General features: G+C 62.4%; 16 protein-coding genes, 3 tRNA genes and 1 riboswitch. Of the genes, 4 read left to right on the forward strand and 15 right to left on the reverse strand.

All coding sequences use genetic code 11. The features are described 5' to 3' along the window. Positions 1 to 149: 149 nt before the first annotated feature. Both AC19YT_RS00495 and emhR read right to left on the reverse strand, forming a co-directional pair. Positions 150 to 1,037 (reverse strand): DMT family transporter, encoded by an 888-nt coding sequence (locus AC19YT_RS00495; protein WP_095108180.1) that lies wholly within the window; start codon positions 1,035 to 1,037, stop codon positions 150 to 152. A gap of 144 nt (positions 1,038 to 1,181) precedes the next feature. Further along, positions 1,182 to 1,814: an efflux system transcriptional repressor EmhR gene (gene emhR, locus AC19YT_RS00500; protein ID WP_095108179.1), complete on the reverse strand. Its 633-nt coding sequence runs from the start codon at positions 1,812 to 1,814 to the stop codon at positions 1,182 to 1,184. 266 nt (positions 1,815 to 2,080) lie between these two features. On the opposite strand from emhR, the gene emhA reads away from it, so the two are divergent. The 3 genes from emhA to adeC are packed head-to-tail and all read left to right on the forward strand — an operon-like array spanning position 2,081 to position 7,848. Beyond that, positions 2,081 to 3,238 (forward strand): efflux RND transporter periplasmic adaptor subunit EmhA, encoded by a 1,158-nt coding sequence (emhA, locus tag AC19YT_RS00505; RefSeq protein WP_141233956.1) that lies wholly within the window; start codon positions 2,081 to 2,083, stop codon positions 3,236 to 3,238. A gap of 3 nt (positions 3,239 to 3,241) precedes the next feature. Further along, entirely contained in the window at positions 3,242 to 6,388 is a 3,147-nt protein-coding gene (gene emhB, locus AC19YT_RS00510; RefSeq protein ID WP_095108177.1) for an efflux RND transporter permease subunit EmhB, read from the forward strand. Next, complete coding sequence (gene adeC / locus AC19YT_RS00515) at positions 6,388 to 7,848, forward strand: AdeC/AdeK/OprM family multidrug efflux complex outer membrane factor (protein WP_095108176.1); 1,461 nt, start codon at positions 6,388 to 6,390, stop codon at positions 7,846 to 7,848. The genes emhB and adeC overlap by 1 nt, the downstream gene beginning before the upstream one ends. 283 nt (positions 7,849 to 8,131) lie before the next feature. On the opposite strand, the gene AC19YT_RS00520 is transcribed toward adeC, so the two are convergent. The 6 genes from AC19YT_RS00520 to alaS all read right to left on the reverse strand — a co-directional run bounded on the left by AC19YT_RS00520 (position 8,132) and on the right by alaS (position 12,941). Next, positions 8,132 to 8,208: transfer RNA gene (locus tag AC19YT_RS00520), tRNA-Arg, on the reverse strand. A 72-nt stretch (positions 8,209 to 8,280) separates the two neighbouring features. Then, positions 8,281 to 8,357 (reverse strand) — tRNA-Arg (locus AC19YT_RS00525). Between the two features lie 106 nt (positions 8,358 to 8,463). Then, positions 8,464 to 8,554 (reverse strand) — tRNA-Ser (locus AC19YT_RS00530). Between the two features lie 62 nt (positions 8,555 to 8,616). Further along, positions 8,617 to 8,805 (reverse strand): carbon storage regulator CsrA, encoded by a 189-nt coding sequence (gene csrA / locus AC19YT_RS00535; RefSeq protein ID WP_002554426.1) that lies wholly within the window; start codon positions 8,803 to 8,805, stop codon positions 8,617 to 8,619. A gap of 187 nt (positions 8,806 to 8,992) precedes the next feature. After that, positions 8,993 to 10,234 carry an aspartate kinase gene (locus tag AC19YT_RS00540; RefSeq protein WP_095108174.1) on the reverse strand — a complete coding sequence of 414 codons (1,242 nt, stop codon included), beginning with the start codon at positions 10,232 to 10,234 and terminating at the stop codon, positions 8,993 to 8,995. A gap of 88 nt (positions 10,235 to 10,322) precedes the next feature. Further along, complete coding sequence (gene alaS, locus AC19YT_RS00545) at positions 10,323 to 12,941, reverse strand: alanine--tRNA ligase (protein ID WP_095108173.1); 2,619 nt, start codon at positions 12,939 to 12,941, stop codon at positions 10,323 to 10,325. A gap of 317 nt (positions 12,942 to 13,258) precedes the next feature. Beyond that, positions 13,259 to 13,430: riboswitch (FMN riboswitch) on the forward strand. Between the two features lie 116 nt (positions 13,431 to 13,546). Here alaS and AC19YT_RS00550 point away from each other — a divergent pair. Beyond that, entirely contained in the window at positions 13,547 to 14,056 is a 510-nt protein-coding gene (locus AC19YT_RS00550) for a 6,7-dimethyl-8-ribityllumazine synthase (RefSeq protein WP_095108172.1), read from the forward strand. 73 nt (positions 14,057 to 14,129) lie between these two features. Here the strand turns inward: AC19YT_RS00550 and astE are convergent, their stop codons facing one another. The 7 genes from astE to AC19YT_RS00585 form a co-directional block, all read right to left on the reverse strand. Then, positions 14,130 to 15,137 (reverse strand): succinylglutamate desuccinylase, encoded by a 1,008-nt coding sequence (gene astE / locus AC19YT_RS00555; RefSeq protein WP_500596687.1) that lies wholly within the window; start codon positions 15,135 to 15,137, stop codon positions 14,130 to 14,132. A gap of 12 nt (positions 15,138 to 15,149) precedes the next feature. After that, entirely contained in the window at positions 15,150 to 15,437 is a 288-nt protein-coding gene (locus AC19YT_RS00560) for a topoisomerase II (RefSeq protein WP_500609539.1), read from the reverse strand. A 60-nt stretch (positions 15,438 to 15,497) separates the two neighbouring features. Further along, the gene (gene astB, locus AC19YT_RS00565) at positions 15,498 to 16,844 is read right to left on the reverse strand and encodes an N-succinylarginine dihydrolase (protein WP_095108169.1); all 1,347 of its coding nucleotides are present in this window, start codon (positions 16,842 to 16,844) and stop codon (positions 15,498 to 15,500) included. 78 nt (positions 16,845 to 16,922) lie between these two features. Beyond that, the gene (astD, locus tag AC19YT_RS00570; RefSeq protein ID WP_500609587.1) at positions 16,923 to 18,392 is read right to left on the reverse strand and encodes a succinylglutamate-semialdehyde dehydrogenase; all 1,470 of its coding nucleotides are present in this window, start codon (positions 18,390 to 18,392) and stop codon (positions 16,923 to 16,925) included. Next, a complete protein-coding gene (gene astA, locus AC19YT_RS00575) occupies positions 18,389 to 19,414 on the reverse strand; it encodes an arginine N-succinyltransferase (protein WP_095108167.1) in 1,026 nt (341 codons plus the stop codon). The genes astD and astA overlap by 4 nt, the downstream gene beginning before the upstream one ends. 61 nt (positions 19,415 to 19,475) lie before the next feature. Then, complete coding sequence (aruF, locus tag AC19YT_RS00580) at positions 19,476 to 20,495, reverse strand: arginine/ornithine succinyltransferase subunit alpha (protein ID WP_500609540.1); 1,020 nt, start codon at positions 20,493 to 20,495, stop codon at positions 19,476 to 19,478. Between the two features lie 138 nt (positions 20,496 to 20,633). Continuing rightward, on the reverse strand, positions 20,634 to 21,854 hold the full coding sequence (locus tag AC19YT_RS00585) for an aspartate aminotransferase family protein (protein WP_500609541.1): 1,221 nt from the start codon (positions 21,852 to 21,854) through the stop codon (positions 20,634 to 20,636). Positions 21,855 to 22,113 lie beyond the last annotated feature (259 nt).

Genomic DNA, 22,113 nt, shown 5'->3' on the forward strand with positions numbered 1-22,113 from the left:
CGAGTAGGACCGATCCGAAAATGCTCATGCTGCCCGTGGGGTGAGGGCAGGAGCCTGGAGCAGAGACAGAACGCCCACGGGGAACCTAAAATCAAAAGCCAAAAGCCCCGGCGTGTGAGCGCCGAGGCTTTTGGCTTTGTGGGCCGCGGTCAGTCTTTTTTGCGCTGCGCCCAGGCCACGGCCAGGCCGCTGAGGCAGATCACCGTGATGCCCACCACCGCGAAGCGGTCGGGGGTGTGGTCGAAAATCAGGTAGCCGTAGAGACCGGCGAAGAGGATCTGCCCATAGCTGAATGGCGCCAGCATGGCCGGGGCGGCGTGGCGAAAGGCCTGGGTCATGAGCATGTGGCCGAACATCCCGCAAGTGCCCAGGCCGATCATGAACAGGCCGTGAACCAGGGTCGGAGTGGTCCAGAAAAACGGCAGGATGGCCGTCATTATCAGGCTGTTGAGGATGCCGGTGAGGAAGTTGCTGGTGGTGGGGCTGTCGATGCCGCTGAGCATGCGCGTGAGCAGTTGGTAGAAACCAAAGCACAGGGCGGCGGCCAGGGGCAGGAGAATCGCCGGGGTGAACAGCGCCCCGCCCGGGCGCACCACGATCAACACGCCGATAAACCCAGCCAGCACCGCCAGCCATTGCGCCCGAGTCACCCGCTCGCCGAGTAAGGGCACCGAGAGCGCGGTGACCAGCAGCGGCGCGAGGAACACCACCGAGGTCGCTTCGGCCAGGGGGATGTAGCGCAGGCCCGTGGTGAACAGCAGGCTGACGCCGATCAGGCACAAGGCCCGCAGCAATTGCAGGCCCGGGCGCTTGGTGCGCACCACCGTGCTGAACCCGGTGCGTGGCACGAAGATCACCAGCATCAGCAGGGTGTGCACCACGTAGCGGATCCACACCACCATGACGATGGGGTAGAAGCCGGAAAGGTATTTGGAAAGGGTGTCGTGGCTGGAGAACAGGAACACCGCCGCCAGCATCAGGGCGATGGCTTTGATCGGCTGTTCGGCGCCCTTGAACAATGGCTTACTCACACTCATTCACAGACTCGCAACAAAATTCCTACAAAATACGTAGTTTGCTACCTATCAACCTAACAGCAGTCGCTATATAAAAGCAGCCCGTTGTTGCAGGGCGAGTAAATAATGCAGGGGCACTCGCCGGGGATATTGACACATGTTGATTCAATTGCGCAGGCTGGGGCTCAGGCGCAGCATGTCCAGGCCCGTCTCGACCCAGCGCTCGGCTTCGGCATGCAGCTGGAAGCTGTCAGGGGCCAGCAGCCATTCATAGAGGATGCCGTCGATATAGGCGTGCAAGGTGATGGCGGCGCGGGCGGTGTCCAGGTCGGCGGGCATCTGGCCACGGCTGACGGCATTGCGCAGGGCCAGTTCGATGTGCACGTTGCAGTCCAGGGCGGCCACGCGGCGCTGTTGGCGCAGGTCGCACATTTCATCGGTGAACTCGCACTTGTGGAACAAAATCTCATTGATGCGTCGAGTCTTGGGGTCCAGTGCAACTTGATGAAACAAATGAACCAGCAACTTGCGCATGCAGCCCAGAGGGTCCAATTCTTCTTCGCTCTCGCTCGCCCTGGCCATTTCGTCGAGGGGTTCGCGCAGGGTGTCCAGCATGGCCTGGACCAGGTCCGCCTTGTTGCTGAAGTGCCAGTAGATGGCACCGCGCGTCACCCCGGCGAGGGTGGCGATATCGGCCAATGTGGTACGGGCCACACCCCTTTCATAGAAGGCTTTCTCGGCAGCTTCGAGAATTTGGCTTCGGGTTTCCTGGGCTTCCTCTTTGGTACGACGGACCATGGCAATACAACCTCAATCAGGATGCAGCGGCGATGCGTGAAGGGCATCTGAATAAATGTGGGGCGACGTCTCTCGGGACGCGTCCCCCGGCCTACAATTGCTACCTTTAGCCCTGCTTTGTCAGCACTTTGGCAGTGGTGTCAAGGTGTTTACAAACAACCATGAACGTAAGTATATTCAATAGCAAGCTACTTATCCACCTAGCGCACTTGTCAGCCCTTTCCACATTTCTTGTGCGCACACGCGTACCTGACCCGAGGATCTTCATGCAATTCAAGCCAGCTGTTACCGCTCTGGTCACTGCCGTCGCCCTGGCATCGCTGCTCAGCGGATGTAAAAAGGAAGAAGCGGCCCCCGTCGCTCAAACCCCTCAGGTCGGTGTCGTCACCCTTCAACCCCAAGCCTTTACCCTGACCTCGGAACTCCCGGGGCGCACCACGGCGTACCGCATTGCGGAAGTACGCCCGCAAGTCAATGGCATCATTCTCAAGCGCCTGTTCAAGGAAGGTGGCGAGGTCAAGGTCGGCCAACAGCTGTACCAGATCGACCCGTCCGTGTACGAGGCCACCCTGAAAAGCGCCGAGGCGAACCTGCAATCGACCAAGTCGATCGCCGACCGCTACAAGCAACTGGTCGCCGAGCAAGCCGTCAGCCGCCAGGAGTTCGACACCGCCCAGGCCAACCGCCTGCAATCGGAAGCCGCCCTGCAAACCGCGCAGATCAACGTGCGCTACACCAAGGTGCTGGCGCCAATCTCCGGTCGCGTCGGCCGCTCCTCGGTGACCGAGGGCGCGCTGGTCAGCAGCGGCCAGGCCAACGCCATGGCCGTGATCCAGCAACTGGACCCGATCTACGTCGATGTCACCCAGTCCTCCGTGGAGCTCTTGGAGTTACGCCGTGAGCTGGAAAGCGGCCGCTTGCAAAAGGCCGGCGACAACGCGGCCAAGGTCAAGCTGACCCTGGAAGACGGCAGCGAGTATCGCCTGGACGGCAAGTTGGAGTTCTCCGAAGTCTCGGTGGACGAAACCACCGGCTCCGTGACCCTGCGCGCCGTGTTCCCCAACCCCGACCACACATTGCTGCCGGGCATGTTCGTCCACGCGCAATTGCAGGCCGGCGTGAACACCGCCGCGATCCTTGCACCGCAGCAGGGTGTAACCCGCGACCTCAAGGGCACGCCGACCGCGCTGGTGGTCGGGCCCGACAACAAGGTTGAACTGCGCCAGCTCAAGGCCAGCCGCACCGTGGGCAGCCAATGGTTGGTCGAAGACGGCCTCAAGGCCGGCGATCGCCTGATTACCGAAGGCCTGCAGTACGTCAAGCCGGGCATCGAAGTCAAAGCCAGCGAGGCGACCAACGTGGCCAAGAGCCCCAAAGCCCCTGCGCAGCCAGCAGACACCGCTGCCGGCAGCAAAGGGGAATAAACCATGTCGAAATTCTTTATCGACCGTCCAATCTTCGCCTGGGTCATCGCCTTGGTGATTATGCTGGTCGGTGCCCTTTCGATCCTGAAACTGCCCATCAACCAGTACCCCAGCATTGCGCCGCCGGCCATCGCCATCTCCGTGACCTACCCGGGTGCGTCCGCGCAGACCGTGCAGGACACCGTGGTGCAGGTGATCGAGCAGCAGCTCAACGGGATCGACAACCTGCGTTATGTGTCCTCGGAAAGTAACTCCGACGGCAGCATGACCATCACCGCGACCTTCGAGCAGGGCACCAACTCCGACACCGCCCAGGTCCAGGTGCAGAACAAGCTGAACCTGGCCACACCGCTGTTGCCCCAGGAAGTACAGCAACAGGGCATCCGCGTGACCAAGGCAGTGAAGAACTTCCTGCTGGTGATTGGCGTGGTTTCCCAGGACGGCAGCATGTCCAAGGACGACCTGTCCAACTACATCGTGTCCAACATGCAGGACCCGATCTCGCGTACCGCGGGCGTGGGTGACTTCCAGGTGTTCGGTGCCCAGTACGCCATGCGTATCTGGCTCGACCCGGCCAAACTGAACAACTTCAACCTGACCCCCTCCGACGTGAAGACCGCCGTGGCGGCGCAGAACGTCCAGGTGTCGTCCGGGCAACTGGGCGGCCTGCCGGCCGTCGCCGGCCAGCAACTGAACGCCACCATCATCGGCAAGACCCGCCTGCAAACCGCCGAGCAGTTCAAGGCCATCCTGCTCAAGGTCAACAAGGATGGTTCGCAAGTGCGCCTCGGCGACGTCGCCGAAGTGGGCCTGGGCGGCGAAAACTACAGCATCAGCGCGCAGTTCAACGGTAAACCGGCCTCGGGCCTGGCGGTCAAACTGGCCAACGGCGCCAACGCCTTGGACACCGCTAAGGCACTGCGTACCACCATCGACGGCCTCAAGCCGTTCTTCCCGCAAGGGATGGAAGTGGTGTTCCCGTACGACACCACGCCTGTGGTGACCGAATCGATCAAGGGTGTGGTTGAAACCCTGGTCGAGGCGATCGTGCTGGTGTTCCTGGTGATGTTCCTGTTCCTGCAGAACTTCCGTGCCACGGTCATCACCACCATGACCGTGCCCGTGGTACTGCTGGGCACCTTCGGCATCCTCGCGGCGTTCGGTTTCAGCATCAACACCCTGACCATGTTCGGCATGGTGCTGGCCATCGGCTTGCTGGTGGACGATGCCATCGTGGTTGTCGAAAACGTCGAACGGGTGATGAGCGAGGAAGGCCTGTCACCCAAGGAAGCCACCAAGAAATCCATGGGCCAGATCCAGGGCGCCCTGATCGGTATTGCCCTGGTACTGTCGGCGGTACTGCTGCCGATGGCGTTTTTCAGCGGTTCCACCGGTGTGATCTACAAGCAATTCTCGATCACCATCGTCTCGGCCATGGCCCTGTCGGTACTGGTCGCCCTGATCTTCACCCCGGCCCTGTGCGCCACCATGCTCAAGGCCATTCCCAAGGGCGAGCACGGCACGCCCAAGCGCGGCTTCTTCGGCTGGTTCAACCGCAACTTCGACCGTGGGGTACGCAGCTACGAGCGCGGCGTGGGCAACATGCTCAAGCACAAGGCGCCGTATTTGCTCGCGTACCTGGTGATCGTCGTCGGCATGGTCTGGCTGTTCACCCGCATCCCGACCGCGTTCCTGCCCGAGGAAGACCAGGGCGTACTGTTCGCCCAGGTGCAGACTCCGGCCGGCTCCAGCGCCGAGCGCACGCAAGTGGTGGTCGACGAAATGCGCGCCTACCTGCTCAAGGAAGAATCCGCCGCCGTGGCTTCGGTGTTTACCGTGAACGGCTTCAACTTCGCCGGCCGCGGCCAGAGTTCGGGCATGGCCTTCATCATGCTCAAACCCTGGGATCAGCGTTCTGCGGAAAACAGCGTGTTCAACCTCGCCAACCGCGCCCAGCAGCACTTCTTCAGTTTCCGCGATGCCATGGTGTTCGCCTTCGCCCCGCCCGCGGTACTGGAGCTGGGTAACGCCACCGGTTTCGACGTGTTCCTGCAAGACCGCGCCGGTATCGGCCATGACAAGCTGATGGCCGCGCGCAATCAGTTTCTGGGCATGGCCGCCCAGAGCAAGGTGTTGTCCCAAGTCCGCCCTAACGGTCTGAACGACGAGCCGCAGTACCAACTGACCATCGATGACGAGCGCGCCAGTGCCCTGGGCGTTTCCCTGACTGACATCAACAGCACCCTGTCCATTGGCCTGGGCAGCAGCTATGTCAACGACTTCATCGACCGCGGTCGGGTGAAGAAGGTCTACATACAGGGCCTGCCGGGCGCTCGCATGAGCCCCGAGGACATCAAGAAGTGGTACGTGCGCAACGCCAGCGGCACCATGGTTCCGTTCTCGGCCTTCGCCAAGGGCGAGTGGATCTACGGTGCACCGAAGCTATCGCGTTATAACGGCGTGGAAGCGATGGAAGTGCTCGGCGCCCCGGCGCCTGGCTACAGCACCGGTGAGGCGATGGCGGAAGTCGAAGCCCTGGCGGCGAAACTCCCGGCGGGGGTGGGCATCTCCTGGACGGGGCTGTCCTATGAGGAACGCTTGTCCGGCTCGCAAGCGCCGGCGCTGTATGCGTTGTCCCTGCTGATGGTGTTCCTGTGCCTGGCGGCGCTGTACGAAAGTTGGTCGATTCCAATCGCGGTCATGCTGGTGGTGCCCCTGGGGATCATCGGAGCGCTGCTGGCCACCAGCCTGCGCGGGCTATCCAATGACGTGTACTTCCAAGTGGGCTTGTTGACGACCATCGGCCTGGCGTCTAAAAACGCCATTCTGATCGTCGAGTTCGCCAAGGAACTGCACGAACAAGGGCGCAGCCTTACCGACGCGGCCATCGAGGCCTGCCGGATGCGACTGCGGCCGATCATCATGACTTCCCTGGCGTTTGTCCTGGGCGTGGTGCCCCTGGCGATCTCCACCGGCGCCGGCTCAGGCAGCCAACACGCCATCGGCACCGGCGTGATCGGCGGCATGATTACGGCCACCGTTCTGGCGATCTTCTGGGTCCCACTGTTCTTCGTCACTGTGTCTTCGATGGGCCGCCGCAAAAACGCGGACCAGGACGACGCACCTGTAACTCCTAAAGAGGCTGGCTAATGAGCAAGTCGCTACTCTCCCTGGCAGTCGCCGCATTCGTGCTCGGTGGCTGCTCGCTGATACCCGATTATCAGCAGCCCCAGGCGCCTGTCGCCGGGCAGTTCCCGCAAGGGCCGGCGTATTCGCCGGCCCAGGCTGCCAACACGGCCGCCGCCGAGCAGGGCTGGCGCCAGTTCTTCCACGACCCGGCGCTGCAGCAGTTGATCCAGACCGCCCTGCAGAACAACCGCGACCTGCGCGTCGCGGCCCTGAACATCGACGCCTACGCGGCCCAGTACCGCATCCAGCGCGCCGACCTGTTCCCGGCCGTGTCCGCCAACGGCAGCGGCAGCCGCCAACGCACGCCGGAGCGCCTGTCGCAGACCGGCGAGTCGGCCATCACCAGCCAATACTCAGCCACCGTGGGCGTCAGCGCCTATGAGCTGGACCTGTTCGGCCGCGTGCGCAGCCTCAGCGAGCAAGCGCTGCAAAGCTACTTCGCCACCGAAGAAGCCCGGCGCAGCACCCAGATCAGCCTGGTGGCCAGCGTGGCGAATGCCTACCTGACCTGGCAGGCCGACAAGGAGCTGCTCAAGCTGACCCAGGACACCCTGGCCGCATACGAAGAAAGCTACCGCCTCACCTCGCGCAGCAATGAAGTGGGCGTGGCCTCGGCCCTGGACCTGAGCCAGTCGCGCACCTCGGTGGAAAACGCCCGCGTACAACTGGCGCGCTACACCCGCCAGGTGGCCCAGGACGAAAACAGCCTGACCCTGCTGCTGGGCACCGGCCTACCGGACAACCTGGGCCAGGGCCAGCCGCTGTCGGCTGACCTGCTGAGCGAACTGCCAGCAGGCCTGCCGTCCGACCTGCTGCAACGTCGCCCGGACATCCTCGAAGCCGAGCGCAAGCTCAAGGCCGCCAACGCCAACATTGGCGCCGCGCGGGCTGCGTTCTTCCCCAGTATCAGCCTGACGGCCAATGCCGGCACGCTGAGCCCGGATCTGTCGGGGCTGTTCAAGGGCGGTTCGGGCACCTGGCTGTTCCAGCCGCAGATCAACCTGCCGATCTTCAACGCCGGCGCCCTGCGCGCCAGCCTGGATTACTCGAAAATCCAGAAAGACATCACCGTGGCGCAGTACGAGAAGTCCATCCAGACCGCCTTCCAGGAAGTCTCCGATGGCTTGGCTGCACGCCAGACCTTCAACCAGCAATTGCAGGCGCAACAGGACTTCGTCAACGCCAACCAGGACTACTACCGTCTGGCTGAGCGACGCTACCGCATCGGTGTGGACAGCAACCTGACGTTCCTCGACGCTCAACGCTCCCTGTTCAGCGCGCAACAAGCGCTGATTAGCGACCGTTTGGCGCAGCTGACCAGCGAAGTCAATCTGTACAAGGCTTTAGGTGGCGGCTGGAACGAACAGACCGGGGCCAACACCCCAGTGGCCGAAGAAGCACCGAAGCTCAAGCTGTTCTGATAACAACGCGCTCCGCCCCCATCCGCAGCCCCAAAAAGGCTGCGGTTTTTTTTGCCCGGCTGGCCGACGCCAGTACATCGCACAGCGCCGCCAGCACCTCTCCTAGGGGCCTTACCCCCTCTTTCGCCGCCCCAGCCAGCCCGCCGCACCGCCAAGCCCTGACAAGCACTACAGCGCACGCCCAAAACCGTCCTACCTGCTCAGCCTCCAACAAAGGCAGCACCACCAAAAAACCGGGACGAAAAAAAACCCCAAACCGCGAGGCCTGGGGCTTTTTCATGTTTGGTGCACTCGACAGGATTCGAACCTGTGACCGCTCGGTTCGTAGCCGAGTACTCTATCCAGCTGAGCTACGAGTGCAATTTGTGTTTTTAGACCAGATCACAACTGGCTTGTAGCAAGTCACCTGCATTGCTGCAACTAACTCTTAAATGGTGCACTCGACAGGATTCGAACCTGTGACCGCTCGGTTCGTAGCCGAGTACTCTATCCAGCTGAGCTACGAGTGCATTTGTTGCCGCGCATTATAGGCCGTCAAATCTTTTTGTAAAGCTCTTTTTCTAGTAAATTCAACAACTTACAGAACAAGCCAGATTACAACGTACTAAAAAATAATGGCGGAGAACGGGGGATTCGAACCCCCGACACCCTTTTGAGGTGTACTCCCTTAGCAGGGGAGCGCCTTCGGCCACTCGGCCAGCTCTCCGCAACACGGGGCGTATATTAACCAGCTTTATCCCCGTTTGCAAACATAAAAAACGATAAAAATTAATGGCTTGGTTCTTCGTCCTTCTCTTTCTTGATCCGCAGGTAAATTTCCTCACGGTGAACCGCCACCTCTTTCGGGGCATTGACACCAATACGCACTTGATTGCCTTTGACACCGAGCACGGTCACAGTGATTTCGCCATCACCAATAATCAGGCTTTCTGCGCACCGACGAGTCAGAATCAGCATACCTTTCTCCTCACGCATTACATTTCAGGGACTACAGTCTGCAAAAAAAAGGCATTCGACCTACAACCAGAATGGTCGCAACCCTACACGCCTAAGTATTGACTAGCGCGAGCAAAAGAACAGGCCAGAGTCGCGCTATTCAAAAAAACAAAGGGCGCGGATCATCCGCGCCCTTTGGGGAAACGCATCACTCGCCCTGTCGGGCCGGTGCGTCCAGTTCGAAAGCCGTGTGCAGGGCGCGCACGGCCAGTTCCAGGTATTTCTCTTCGATCACCACGGAAACCTTGATTTCCGAGGTCGAAATCATCTGGATGTTGATAGTTTCCTTGGCCAGCGACTCGAACATGCGGCTGGCAACGCCCGCATGGGAACGCATGCCGACACCGACGATCGACACCTTGGCGATCTTGGTGTCGCCTACCACTTCACGGGCACCGATCTCGCGCGCAGTGTTCTCCAGCACGGTCTGGGCCGCCTGGTAGTCGTTGCGGTGCACGGTGAAGGTGAAGTCGGTGGTGTTATCGTGCGCCACGTTCTGCACGATCATATCGACTTCAATGTTCGCGGCGCTGATCGGGCCGAGAATCTTGAACGCCACGCCGGGGGTGTCTGGCACACCACGGATGGTCAGCTTGGCTTCATCACGATTGAACGCGATGCCGGAAATGATCGGCTGTTCCATGGATTCCTCTTCATCAATAGTAATGAGGGTGCCCGGACCCTCCTTGAAGCTGTGCAGTACGCGCAGCGGAACGTTGTACTTGCCGGCGAACTCCACCGCACGGATCTGCAGCACCTTGGAACCGAGGCTGGCCATTTCCAGCATCTCTTCGAAGGTGATCTTGTCCAGGCGCTGGGCCTGGGCCACCACCCGCGGATCGGTGGTGTAGACACCGTCCACATCGGTGTAGATCTGGCACTCGTCGGCCTTCAGGGCCGCCGCCAGCGCCACACCGGTGGTGTCGGAGCCGCCACGGCCCAGAGTGGTGATGTTGCCGTGCTCGTCAACACCCTGGAAACCGGCGACCACCACCACGCGACCCGCCTTGAGGTCACCACGGATCTTCTGGTCATCGATTTGCAGGATACGCGCTTTATTGTGCGCGCTATCGGTCAGGATCCGGACCTGGTTGCCGGTGTACGACACCGCCGGGATACCGCGCTTGATTAGCGCCATGGCCAGCAACGCGATGGTCACTTGCTCACCGGTGGAGACAATCACATCCAGCTCGCGGGGAACCGGTTGCTCCTCACCGCTGATCTGCTTGGCCAGATCGATCAGGCGATTGGTTTCGCCGCTCATCGCGGACAACACAACCACCAGGTCATCGCCGGCTTCGCGAAACTTCTTAACCTTGTCGGCGACCTGCTCGATTCTCTCGATAGTGCCGACCGAGGTGCCTCCAAATTTCTGTACGATCAAAGCCATTTCAAAGCCGCCTCTGCCCATGAAGGGCGCCCAATAATCACTCGACAACTACCCGGCCCGCCATGGGACGACAGACCGGGCGGCTGCCTTAAATAGCCTGTTCCACGAAAGGCACGGCCAAGGCCAGCGCCGCATCCAGGGCGCTGGCGTCAGTACCGCCGCCTTGCGCCATATCTGGACGACCACCGCCCTTGCCGCCCACGGCCGCAGCCGCTTGCTTCATCAGATCACCGGCCTTGAGTTGACCGGTCAGGTCTTTGGTTACGCCCGCAACCAGAACGACCTTTTCCTCATGGACACTGCCGAGCAGGATCACTGCGCGGCCGAGCTTGTTCTTCAACTGATCGACAAGGGCCAACAGCGCCTTGCCATCCTGACCGTCCAGGCGCACGGCCAGCACTTTCACACCTTTGATATCCAGGGCAGACGCCGACAGATCGTCACCGGCCGCGCTGGCGGCCTTGGCTTGCAACTGCTCCAGTTGTTTTTCCAGCGCACGGTTGCGCTCCAGCACCGCCGACAGTTTGTCGAGCAGGTTGTCGCGGCTGCCCTTGACCAGGCTGGCCGCTTCCTTGAGCTGCTCTTCGGCAGCGTTCAAGTACGCCAGCGCCTGGGCGCCGGTGACCGCTTCGATACGGCGCACGCCAGAGGCCACGCCGCCTTCACTGATAATTTTGAGCAGGCCGATGTCGCCGGTACGGTTGGCGTGGATACCACCGCACAACTCCACCGAGAAGCTACCGCCCATGCTCAGCACGCGCACTTCGTCGCCGTACTTCTCGCCGAACAGCGCCATGGCGCCTTTTTGCTTAGCGGTTTCGATGTCGGTTTCTTCGGTCTCGACCGGGGTGTTCTTGCGAATCTCGGCGTTGACGATCTCTTCCAGGGCCTTGATCTGTTCAGGCTTGATGGCTTCAAAGTGGCTGAAGTCAAAACGCAGGCGCTGACTGTCGACCAACGAGCCCTTCTGCTGCACGTGCTCGCCCAATACCTGGCGCAACGCGGCGTGGAGCAAGTGGGTGGCCGAGTGGTTGAGCGCCGTGGCGTGACGCACGTCAGCATCCACCTGGGTTTCGACGGGGGCGGCAACGGTCAGGCTGCCGGCGCTCATCACGCCGTGGTGCAGGAACGCACCGCCAGTCTTGGTGGTGTCGCGTACATCGAAACGCGCGGCGCCCGAGGTCAGGTAACCGCAGTCGCCCACCTGGCCGCCGGATTCAGCGTAGAACGGCGTGCGATCGAGGACGATCACGCCCTCCTCGCCTTCGCTGAGCACGTCAACCGACTGGCCGTCCTTGTACAGCGCGACGATTTTCGCTGCGCCACAGGTGTCGGTGTAACCAGTGAACTGGGTGGCCACGTCAACCTTGACCAGGGTGTTGTAGTCCAGGCCAAAGGCGCTGGCGGAGCGGGCGCGTACACGCTGGGCTTCCATCTCGCGCTCGAACCCGGCCTCGTCGATGGTCAGCTCGCGTTCGCGGGCGATGTCGGCGGTCAGGTCCATCGGGAACCCGTAGGTGTCATACAGCTTGAACACCACGTCGCCCGGCACCACGGAGCCTTTGAGTTCAGCCAGGTCCTGCTCGAGGATTTTCAGGCCGTGTTCCAGGGTCTTGGAGAACTGCTCTTCTTCGGCCTTGAGCACGCGCTCGATGTTGGCCTGTTGCTGCTTGAGCTCCGGAAAGGCTTCGCCCATCTCGGCCACCAGCGCGGCAACGATCTTGTAGAAGAAACTGCCAGTGGCGCCCAACTTGTTGCCGTGGCGGCAGGCACGACGAATGATGCGGCGCAGCACATAGCCGCGGCCTTCGTTGGACGGCAGCACGCCATCGGCGATCAGGAAACCGCACGAACGGATGTGGTCGGACACCACTTTGAGGGACGACTGGTCGTCATTGCTGCAACCAATGGCCTGGGCCGAGGCGCTGAGCAGGTTCTTGAACAGGTCGATCTCGTAGTTGGAGTGCACGTGTTGCAGCACCGCGCTGATCCGCTCCAGGCCCATGCCGGTATCGACCGACGGCGCGGGCAGCGGGTGCAACACGCCATCGGCGGTGCGGTTGAACTGCATGAACACGTTGTTCCAGATCTCGATGTAGCGGTCGCCGTCTTCTTCCGGCGAGCCGGGCGGGCCGCCCCAGATGTCGGCGCCGTGGTCGTAGAAGATCTCGGTGCACGGGCCGCAGGGGCCGGTGTCGCCCATGGTCCAGAAGTTGTCGGAGGCGTAAGGCGCGCCCTTGTTGTCGCCAATGCGGATCATGCGCTCGACCGGGACGCCAATCTGCTGGGTCCAGATGTCATAGGCTTCGTCGTCGGTGGCGTAGACCGTGACCCAGAGTTTTTCCTTGGGCAGGCCTAGCACACCGGTGAGGAAGGTCCAGGCGTAGGTGATGGCATCGCGTTTGAAGTAATCGCCGAAGCTGAAGTTGCCCAGCATCTCGAAGAAGGTGTGGTGACGGGCGGTATAACCAACGTTTTCCAGGTCGCTGTTCTTGCCGCCGGCGCGCACGCACTTCTGGCTGCTGGTGGCGCGGGTATACGCACGCTTTTCCTGGCCCAGGAAGCAGTCCTTGAACTGGTTCATCCCCGCGTTGGTGAACAGCAGGGTTGGGTCGTTGCCCGGAATCAAAGAGCTGGAGGCGACACGGGTGTGGCCTTGCTCTTCGAAGAAGCGAAGGAAGGCTTCACGGATTTCTGCGCTTTTCATTAGGTTCTTCCACGGAGGCTGCGGCCAAAGGCCAGTGCGCGACGTCATCGGACGGAGCGACGGCAAAGGGCCGCATTATATCGGCGTTAATCAGCAGGTACAGCGTGTTTGTACGATACACAGGCGCAATTGGACGGCCAGGACGATCAATGACGTGAAAAATCGACGAAAGCGAGGGAAAACCCCGGTTTTTGCCGGTGACAGCCGCCCTGATCGGCGCCATTGAGCGAAGAAAGCGATGATTATCATCACCCTCGCCCCATGCACCTGTTGGAAATATATGGTAAAAACTGCCCGCTGCCAGAAAAAGCTGGTGGCAACGTTCTCAGGGCGGGGTGCAATTCCCCACCGGCGGTAATTGCGCGCAATGCGCATAGCCCGCGAGCGCTTGGCGGCACCCACGGCTGTTGCGGTGAGTGGTGCCAAGGTCAGCAGACCCGGTGTGATCCCGGGGCCGACGGTCATAGTCCGGATGAAGAGAGAACGGGATTGGCGCCCAAGGGCCGTAAGACAAATCCTGCCCAGGCAGGGAAAAGTCGCGCGCACCCTTGAAATCCCATTCGATTCATATCGCCCTGTTTTTCACACAAACAGGAGTTCAGAACATGCAACCCACCGCAATCGATAGCAAAAGCAAACACCATCACGGCGAACGCGTCGCCTTTATCCAGGCCTGCTGGCACAAGGAAATCGTCGATCAGAGCCGCAAAGGCTTCGTCGCCGAAATGCTGGTGCAGGGCTATCAAGAAAGTGACATTGATTTCTTCGAAGTCGGCGGCGCCTTTGAAATCCCGCTGCACGCCAAGCTGCTGGCCAAGTCCGGGCGCTATGCCGGCATCGTCGCCGCAGCCCTGGTGGTGGACGGCGGTATCTACCGCCACGAGTTCGTCGCCCAATCCGTGGTCAGCGGCCTGATGCAGGTGCAGTTGGAAACCGAGGTGCCGGTGTTCTCGGTGTCCTTGACCCCGCACCACTTCCACGCGGGCGAAGAACACCAGAAGTTCTTCTTCGACCACTTCGTGCACAAGGGCCAGGAAGCTGCGCAGACCTGCGCCGACACGCTGCACAAGATCCGCACCTTGCGCCGTAACGAGCCGCGTGCCGTAGCGGTTTAACCCCACCACGAGCGCCACAAAAAGGGCAGGCCCATAACGGACCTGCCCTTTTTTGCTGTAGCAAGCCCGCTTGCTACAGCAGCGTTTCGGCGTTGTTGGGTACGATCAGGATGCCCGCGCGCAGGCCGTTCTTGACCTTGGGGTTGGGAAAAATGATGCGCGCGCCTTCCTCCTCCACCACCCAGCGCATCTGGGCGATGTCTTCGGCCAGCACGTAGCCGGGTTCCAACTCAGAGAAGTTCTCGATATCGGCCGGCAGGTTCAGTTGGAATTGATCGCTGTGCTTGATGATTTCCCGCGCCACGCTGAACAGCTGCAAGCCGTCGAGGTTGCCGTCGAGCGGCGGCTCGGTGCCTTCGATGATCTGCTGCAGGCGTGTTTCCAGGCGCGAGACGTCCACGCCTTCGTTCTGCCCGAACGGCCGCGCCTTGCCCAGTTCCAGGGTGAAGGCTTCGGCGCCGAGTTTGTCGTAGGTAAACGAGCTGAACACGATGGACGGTTTGTTCTGCAACAACACCGCCTGCATGCCGGCCGCGCGCAGGCGCGCCAGCTCCAGGCGCGAATGGGTGCGGCCTTCCTTCCAGGGGTAGAGGGCGAACTGCTCGATCTTCGAACCGCGGATGGCGGTGTGCAGGTCGTAATGCAAACGGCCACGCTCGGGCAGGCTGAAGAAGGTGCTCGCCAGGCGTTCCAGCTCGCAGGCACGCAGGGCTTCACTGCCACTGCTTTGTTCGTGGCGGCCGTTGAAGAGGCGATTGACGTCCTGCTCGATATAGCGCTCGCCGCGGCGCATGGCCTCGGGGTTGCCGAACAGGAACAGAATGCGTGCGCGGGGCTTGAGGTCGCCCCGGGCGATGGCGTGCAACAGACGGTCGAGCAACTCGATGGGTGCCGTCTCGTTGCCGTGGATGCCCGCCGATAACAGCAGGTCCAGGCCATTGTCGCGGGCTTCGGGAGGCCGCACTTCCAATGCGCCCTCGCTCAGCCAGCGCATACGCACACCGTCGACAGTCAGTTGAGTCTTTTGCGCCGGTTCGCGACCGGCGAGGGTCAGTTCAAGCAGTTTGCCGAGGGCGAGCATAGAACGACTTCCTTAGTGGTCGTGCTGGCAATCCGGGCCATGCACATGGTCTTCGTCGCCAGCGTCGGCCGGTTCCATTTCCAGTTGCAGGCTTACCAGGTTAGTCGCCAGCGGGCGCAACAGCAGGTTGGCGTATTCCGCGTCGCCTTCTTCCACGTCGACGCCAATCAGCAATTGGCCGCGGCCGTCGTGCTGGATCCAGATTTCCTTGCCCTGCCACACCACCGCCACGCGGGTGCAAGAGGTTTGCAGTTGGGTGCCGTCGGTGTCTTCAAGGATCAGCTGCAGGGTATCGCTCATGTCTTTAGGCTCTCGTTTGGGAGATAACGCAGCGTGCCGAGGGGGCTGGCACGCCGGTTTTCAATTGATCTGGAAAGGGTAAACCGCGCCCAGTTTAAGGATTTGCGTCAGTTCATCCAGTGCCGTGCGGCATTCAAGCAACAATTGCGGGTCCGCCAGGTCGGTTTCGCTCATGCGGTCGCGGTAGTGCTTCTGCACCCATTGGGTCAGGGAGCCGTACAAAGGCGCGGTCATGATGACGCCGGGGTTGACCGCCGCCAGCTCGGTTTCGTTGAGGGCCACCCGCAGGCGCAGGCACGCCGGGCCACCGCCGTTCTGCATGCTTTGCTTGAGGTCGAAGACTTTCACCTCGCGAATCAGGCCGTTAGCGGCGGTCAGCCCTTGCAGGTAGTTCCACACGCGTTCGTTGTTCTGGCATTCCTGGGGCACGATCAGCAGCATCGAACCGTCGGCACGTGACAGCAACTGGCTGTTGAACAGGTAGGAGCGCACCGCGTCCTCCACCGTGACCTGGGAACGCGGCACGCAAATCGCCTTGAACTGGCCACCACGGGCCGCCAGTTTGTCGGACAGTTCCTTGAGCATCGCCTCGGTGTGGAGGAAGGCGTCCTCGTGATAGAACAACGCCTCGCCGTTGCCCACTGCGATCACGTCGTTGTGGAACACGCCGGCATCGATCACCGCCGGGTTCTGCTGGGCGTAGACCACGCCGGCATCGCTCAGGCCATGCAGGCGTGCGACAGCCTGGGAAGCTTCCAGGGTCTGGCGCGCCGGGTACTTTTGCGGCGCCGGGTAACGGTTGTCGAAGGCACTGCGGCCGAACACGAAAAACTCCACCCCGGCCTCGCCGTAGTCGCGGCAAAACCGCGTGTGGTTGGCCGCGCCTTCATCGCCGAACTGCGCCACCGCCGGCAAGGCCGCGTGGTGGGCGAAGTGCTGCTGATCGGCGAACATCGCCCCCAGGACGCGGCTGGTCGTCGGGTGTTCGATGCTGCGGTGGTACTTGCAGTTGAGGTTGGCGGCGGTGAAGTGCACACGGCCGTCCGCGGTATCGGCGCTGGGGCTGACCGTGGCGGCATTGGCCACCCACATGCTGGAGGCCGAGCAACTGGCCACCAGCAGCGGCATCGCCTGCTTGGCTGCCTGCTCGATCACTTGCGCGTCGGTGCCGGCAAAACCCAGGCTGCGCAGGGCGGCCACGTCGGGGCGCTCCTGCGGCGCGAGCACGCCTTGCACAAAGCCCATGTCCATCAGCGCTTTCATTTTCGCCAGGCCTTGCAGCGCTGCTTCCTTGGGGTTGGAGGCCTGCTGGCTGTTGCTCTGGGATGCGACGTTGCCGTAGGACAAACCGCCGTAGTTATGGGTCGGCCCCACTAGACCATCAAAATTGACTTCATAGGATTTCATCAGCGAGGCTCCACGAACATCTGTTTTTATAGGGCCCTGTCTATGGCAGCGAGCAAGCCCGCTGCCACAGGAACAGGGTTACACCAACCGCACACCCGGCGTCAGTGTGGCGGGCAGCACCAGGCTTGGGGTTTCCAGGGACGCTACCGGGTACGCGCAGTAGTCGGCCGCGTAGTAGGCGCTGGCGCGGTGGTTGCCCGAGGCGCCGACGCCACCGAACGGCGCGCTGCTGGCGGCGCCGGTCAGTTGCTTGTTCCAGTTGACGATCCCGGCGCGGCTTTGCAGCCAAAACTGCTGGTAGCGCGCCTCGGAATCCGACAGCAAGCCCGCGGCCAAGCCGTACTGGGTGTTGTTGGCCTCGGCCATTGCCGCGTCGAAGTCAGCGTAGCGGATCACTTGCAGCAGCGGGCCAAACAGCTCTTCGTCGGGGCGCTCGGCCACGGCCGTGACGTCGAGGATGCCCGGCGTCAGCAGCGCCGCGCCGGCCTGGGGCTGGGTCATCGCCAGCAGCGCCTGGGCGCCGTTGGCCAGCAGGTGAGCCTGGGCGTCCATCAGGGCGCGGGCCGCTTGCAAGGAAATCACCGAGCCCATGAACGGCGCCGGTTGCTGGTCGAACGCCCCCACCTCGATGCTCGCGCTGACCGCCACCAGGCGCGCCAACAGGCTATCGCCCCAGGCGCCTTGCGGCACCAGTAGGCGGCGGGCGCAGGTGCAGCGTTGGCCGGCGGAAATGAATGCCGACTGGATGATGGTGTACACCGCCGCGTCCAGGTCCGCGACCTGCTCCACCACCAGCGGGTTGTTGCCGCCCATCTCCAGGGCCAGGATCTTGTCCGGGCGCCCGGAGAACTGCGCATGCAAGTGGTTGCCGGTGCGGCTGGAGCCGGTGAAGAACAAGCCGTCGATACCCGGGTTCGCCGCCAGGGCAACGCCGGTGTCGCGGGCACCTTGCAAGAGGTTCAGCACGCCGGCGGGCAGGCCAGCCTCGACCCAGCATTTGACCGTCAACTCAGCGACCTTGGGCGTCAGTTCGCTGGGTTTGAACAGCACGCTGTTGCCCGCCAGCAGCGCCGGGACAATATGGCCGTTGGGCAGGTGCCCGGGGAAGTTGTAGGGGCCGAACACCGCCACCACACCGTGGGGCTTGTGGCGCAGCACGGCGGTGGCGTCGCCCAGCGGGCCGCTCTTCTCGCCGGTGCGTTCGCGGTAGCTCTGCACCGAAATGGCAATTTTGTTGACCATGCTGGTGACTTCGGTGGCCGACTCCCACAACGGCTTGCCGGTTTCCTCACCGATGCAGCGGGCCAACGCGTCGCCGTGGTTTTTCAGGCTGGCGGCGAAAGCTTCGAGCACGCTGATGCGTTCGTCCAGGGAACGGCTGGCCCAGGCCGGGAAGGCCTCGCGGGCCGCTTGCACGGCCACCTCGACCTGCTCGGCGCTGGCGCCCTTGCCGGACCACAGCACTTCCTGGCTCACCGGGTTGAGGGATTCAAATGCCTGGCCCAGGCCTTCGACCCAGCGGCCGGCGATGTATAGCGAATTCATTATTTTGGCTCCCGGGCAGCGGACAGCGGCACGGCGCGCACTTGGTCGCCGGCGTTGAGTTTCAGGCGTTTGGCGGTCAGCGGGTCAACCACCAGGGTGCCCGCGGCAAAGCGCGCAGGGGCGGCGGTGATGCGGCAGTCCTCGCGCTTGCGGTTGTGAATCAGGAAAGGGGTGGCGTCGTCGCCCGGGGTACCGATGGCCAGCACCAGCGCCTGGCTGTCGCGCACTGCGCGGATCTTGCTGGTCTCGCACTCCACCGCCGGGCCGGCGTCGAAGATGTCGACGTAGCCCTGGTAGCTGAAGCCTTCGCTTTTGAGCATGGCCAGCGCCGGCTCGGTGTCGGTGTGCACTTTGCCGATCACGTTGCGCGCATCTTCGGAGAGGAAGCACGTGTACAGCGGGAATTTAGGCATCAGTTCGGCGATGAACGCCTTGTTGCCCACGCCGGTCAGGTAATCGGCCTGGCTGAATTCCATCTTGAAGAAGTGCCGGCCCAGGCTTTCCCAGAACGGCGAGCGGCCGGCCGGGTCGGACATGCCGCGCATCTCAGCGATGATCTTATTGCCGAACAACTGCGGGAACTCAGCGATGAACAGCATCCGCGCCTTGGCCAGCATCCGGCCGTTGAGGCCGCTGCGGTAGTCGGCGTGCAGGAACAGCGAGCACAGCTCGGAGTTGCCGGTCAGGTCGTTGGCCAAGAACAGGGTGGGGATTTCGCGGTAGATCTTCAGTTCCTGAGAGGCGCTGACCGTCAGGCCGACCCGGAAGTTGTACCAGGGCTCGCGCAGACCCACGGCGCCCGCGATGGCGGAGATGCCCACGACCCGGCCGTCATCGTCTTCAAGCACGAACAGGTAGTCGGCGTCGCCGCGTTCGGCTTCGCCGCGAAAGGTCTTCTCGGCCCAGCCGACCCGGTGGGCCAGGCGTTCTTCGTTGGCCGGCAAGGTGGTCAGGCCGGTGCCGGTGCTGCGGGCCAGCTCGATCAGCGCCGGTAGGTCGCTGCTGCGTACGGGACGAACGATCATGCTTTCTCCTCAAACGGGCCGTCGCTGGCGACCACCCGTAAAACTCGCTGCTGTAAAGGCGTTAAACCGCCACCAGGCGCACGCTGGCACCTTCGCCGACGCCCAGGGCCTCGGCGGCTTGCAGATCCAGGGTCACGGGTTTACCCGGCGCCCAGTCCAGCTCCAGCAACACCGCGCGGTAGTCCTGCAACTGGCCGTTGGAAACCAGGTAAGGCCGGGTGCCGCCCTTGCCGGTCTCGCCGATTTTCACCGGCACCACACGGCTCTGGGCGATGGAGCGGATGCTCGACACCCGTGCATGCAGGGTCGGGCCACCGTCGAAGATGTCGATGTAGTGGTCGGTCTCGAAGCCTTCGCGCATCAAGATGTCGAAGGTGATCTGCGCCCGCGGGTGCACCTGGCCCATGGCCTCCTGGGCCGAGTCGGGCAGCAAGGGTACGTAGATCGGGTAGTGCGGCATCAGTTCGGCGAGGAAGGTGCGGCTCTTGAGCCCGCACAGGCGCTCGGCGGCAGCGTAGTTGAGGTCGAAAAAGTTGCGCCCGATGGCGTCCCAGAACGGCGACTCGCCGTGCTCGTCGCTGTAGCCGACGATTTCGGTCACCACCGAATCGGCAAAGCGCTCCGGGTGGCTGGCGACGAACAGCAGCCGCCCGCGGGAGTTGAGTTCCGACCAGGGCGAACCCACCAGCTCGGGCACCACGTAGAAACTGGTCAGCAGGCTGTTGCCGGTCAGGTCGCGGCACTGGGAGAGCACGTGGATCTTGTTGTGGATCTTCAGCTCGCGGGAGGCGTGCACGAAGGTTTCGTTGCGAAAGCTGTAGAACGGCTCGGAATAGCCGGCCGAGGCGACGATGGCCGAGCAACCCACCAGTTTGCCGGTGGCGCTGTCTTCGAGGACGAAGAAGTAGCTTTCTTCACCGTTGAAGCTGACTTCGGCGGCGAACGAGGCTTCGCTGGCCGCGATCTTGTCGCTCAGGCGTTCGACATCATCCGGCAGGGACGTGACACCAATCGGGCTGTCCGCGGCCAGACGCTGTACCTCGCCCAGATCAGCCATTTGCGCGGGGCGCATCACCAGCATGGTGTCACTCCTTAACTTGAAAAAACCTACAGAGGAAAAAATGCCGGGCCATGGACCTGGTTCAACCCAGATACGGTGTGGCAGCCCGGCACAAAAAATGGGTTTCGCTGCCCGGTTGCCCGGGCAGCGAAAGGTCTATCAGGCTTGCGTGAGCTTTTGCACGGCGCGCTCGAAGCGGGCCAGGCCTTCTTCGATGTCGGCCTCTTCCACCACCAGGCTTGGGGCAAAGCGCACCACATCGGGGCCGGCTTGCAGGATCATCAGGCCATCACGCTCGGCGGCGTTGAAGATGTCCTTGGCCTTACCCTTCCAGGCATCGCTGAGCACGCAGCCCAACAGCAGGCCGAGGCCACGGACCTGGGTGAACAGGCCGTATTGCTCGCCGATCTGTTCCAGGCGCGCCTTGAACTGCGCGTGCTTGGCCTTGACCCCAGCGAGCACCTGCGGGGTGTTGATGACGTCGATCACCGCTTCCGCCACCGCGCATGCCAGCGGGTTGCCGCCGTAAGTGGTGCCGTGGGTGCCGACCACCAGGTGCTTGGCCAGCGCTTCGCTGGTCAGCATCGCGGCGATGGGGAAACCGCCGCCCAGGCTCTTGGCGCTGGTGAGGATGTCCGGCGTCACGCCGTAGTATTGGTAGGCGAACAGCTCGCCGGTGCGGCCCATGCCGGTCTGCACTTCGTCGAATACCAGCAGCGCGTCATGGGCGGTGCACAGTTCACGGGCGCCTTGCAGGTAAGCCAGTTCGGCCGGGAGCACGCCGCCTTCGCCCTGGATCGGCTCCAGCACTACGGCGCAGGTCTTGTCCGAGATGGCGGCTTTGAGGGCGGCCAGGTCGTTGAACGGAACGTGGGTGATACCGGTGATTTTCGGCCCGAAACCGTCGGAGTACTTGGACTGGCCACCGACGTTGACGGTGAACAGGGTGCGGCCGTGGAAGCTATTGAGGGCGGCGATGATTTCGTATTTTTCTGCGCCGAACTTGTCGAAGGCTACGCGGCGCGCCAGCTTGAAGGCTGCTTCGTTGGCTTCGGCGCCGGAGTTGCAGAAGAACACGCGCTCGGCGAAGGTCGCGTCGATCAGCTTGTGGGCCAGGCGCAGGGCCGGCTCGTTGGTAAACACGTTGGACACGTGCCACAGCTTGTTCGCCTGCTCAGTCAAGGCACCGACCAGCGCCGGGTGGGCGTGGCCCAGGACGTTCACCGCGATGCCGCCGGCGAAGTCGATCAGCTCGCGGCCGGACTGGTCCCACACGCGCGAGCCTTGGCCACGCACGGGGATGAACGCGGCAGGGGCGTAGTTGGGAACCATAAGCTGATCGAAATCGGCGCGTTGTACCGCAGCGTGCTCAACGGACATCGGAGTCTCCTGGTAAGGAACACTCGCCTGGAACTGGCGAGCGATGAAAGGGATTGTAAGGACAGTTTTCAGCCCGGCCTTGCCGCCAAGCGACAACTTCTTATAGCGCGAACCCCGGTTTTCCCCGGGTTTACGGCAATGCGACATATAGCGTCGCAAAGGCGCAGTTTAAACTGCCCGCCGCCTTTATAGGCAGCGCCGGGGGATTTGATTTCAAGCGCGCAGGCCTTCCCGATAACTATGTAGCGCCCCTGTCCGA

Source organism: Pseudomonas sp. MF08875, from assembly GCF_059862525.1.

Coding starts and splice junctions, on each gene's coding strand:
- AC19YT_RS00495 (WP_095108180.1), bottom strand. CDS start 1,037: ATGAGTGTGAGTAAGCCATTGTTCAAGGGCGCCGAACAGCCGATCAAA.
- emhR (WP_095108179.1), bottom strand. CDS start 1,814: ATGGTCCGTCGTACCAAAGAGGAAGCCCAGGAAACCCGAAGCCAAATT.
- emhA (WP_141233956.1), top strand. CDS start 2,081: ATGCAATTCAAGCCAGCTGTTACCGCTCTGGTCACTGCCGTCGCCCTG.
- emhB (WP_095108177.1), top strand. CDS start 3,242: ATGTCGAAATTCTTTATCGACCGTCCAATCTTCGCCTGGGTCATCGCC.
- adeC (WP_095108176.1), top strand. CDS start 6,388: ATGAGCAAGTCGCTACTCTCCCTGGCAGTCGCCGCATTCGTGCTCGGT.
- csrA (WP_002554426.1), bottom strand. CDS start 8,805: ATGCTGATTCTGACTCGTCGGTGCGCAGAAAGCCTGATTATTGGTGAT.
- AC19YT_RS00540 (WP_095108174.1), bottom strand. CDS start 10,234: ATGGCTTTGATCGTACAGAAATTTGGAGGCACCTCGGTCGGCACTATC.
- alaS (WP_095108173.1), bottom strand. CDS start 12,941: ATGAAAAGCGCAGAAATCCGTGAAGCCTTCCTTCGCTTCTTCGAAGAG.
- AC19YT_RS00550 (WP_095108172.1), top strand. CDS start 13,547: ATGCAACCCACCGCAATCGATAGCAAAAGCAAACACCATCACGGCGAA.
- astE (WP_500596687.1), bottom strand. CDS start 15,137: ATGCTCGCCCTCGGCAAACTGCTTGAACTGACCCTCGCCGGTCGCGAA.
- AC19YT_RS00560 (WP_500609539.1), bottom strand. CDS start 15,437: ATGAGCGATACCCTGCAGCTGATCCTTGAAGACACCGACGGCACCCAA.
- astB (WP_095108169.1), bottom strand. CDS start 16,844: ATGAAATCCTATGAAGTCAATTTTGATGGTCTAGTGGGGCCGACCCAT.
- astA (WP_095108167.1), bottom strand. CDS start 19,414: ATGATCGTTCGTCCCGTACGCAGCAGCGACCTACCGGCGCTGATCGAG.
- aruF (WP_500609540.1), bottom strand. CDS start 20,495: ATGCTGGTGATGCGCCCCGCGCAAATGGCTGATCTGGGCGAGGTACAG.
- AC19YT_RS00585 (WP_500609541.1), bottom strand. CDS start 21,854: ATGTCCGTTGAGCACGCTGCGGTACAACGCGCCGATTTCGATCAGCTT.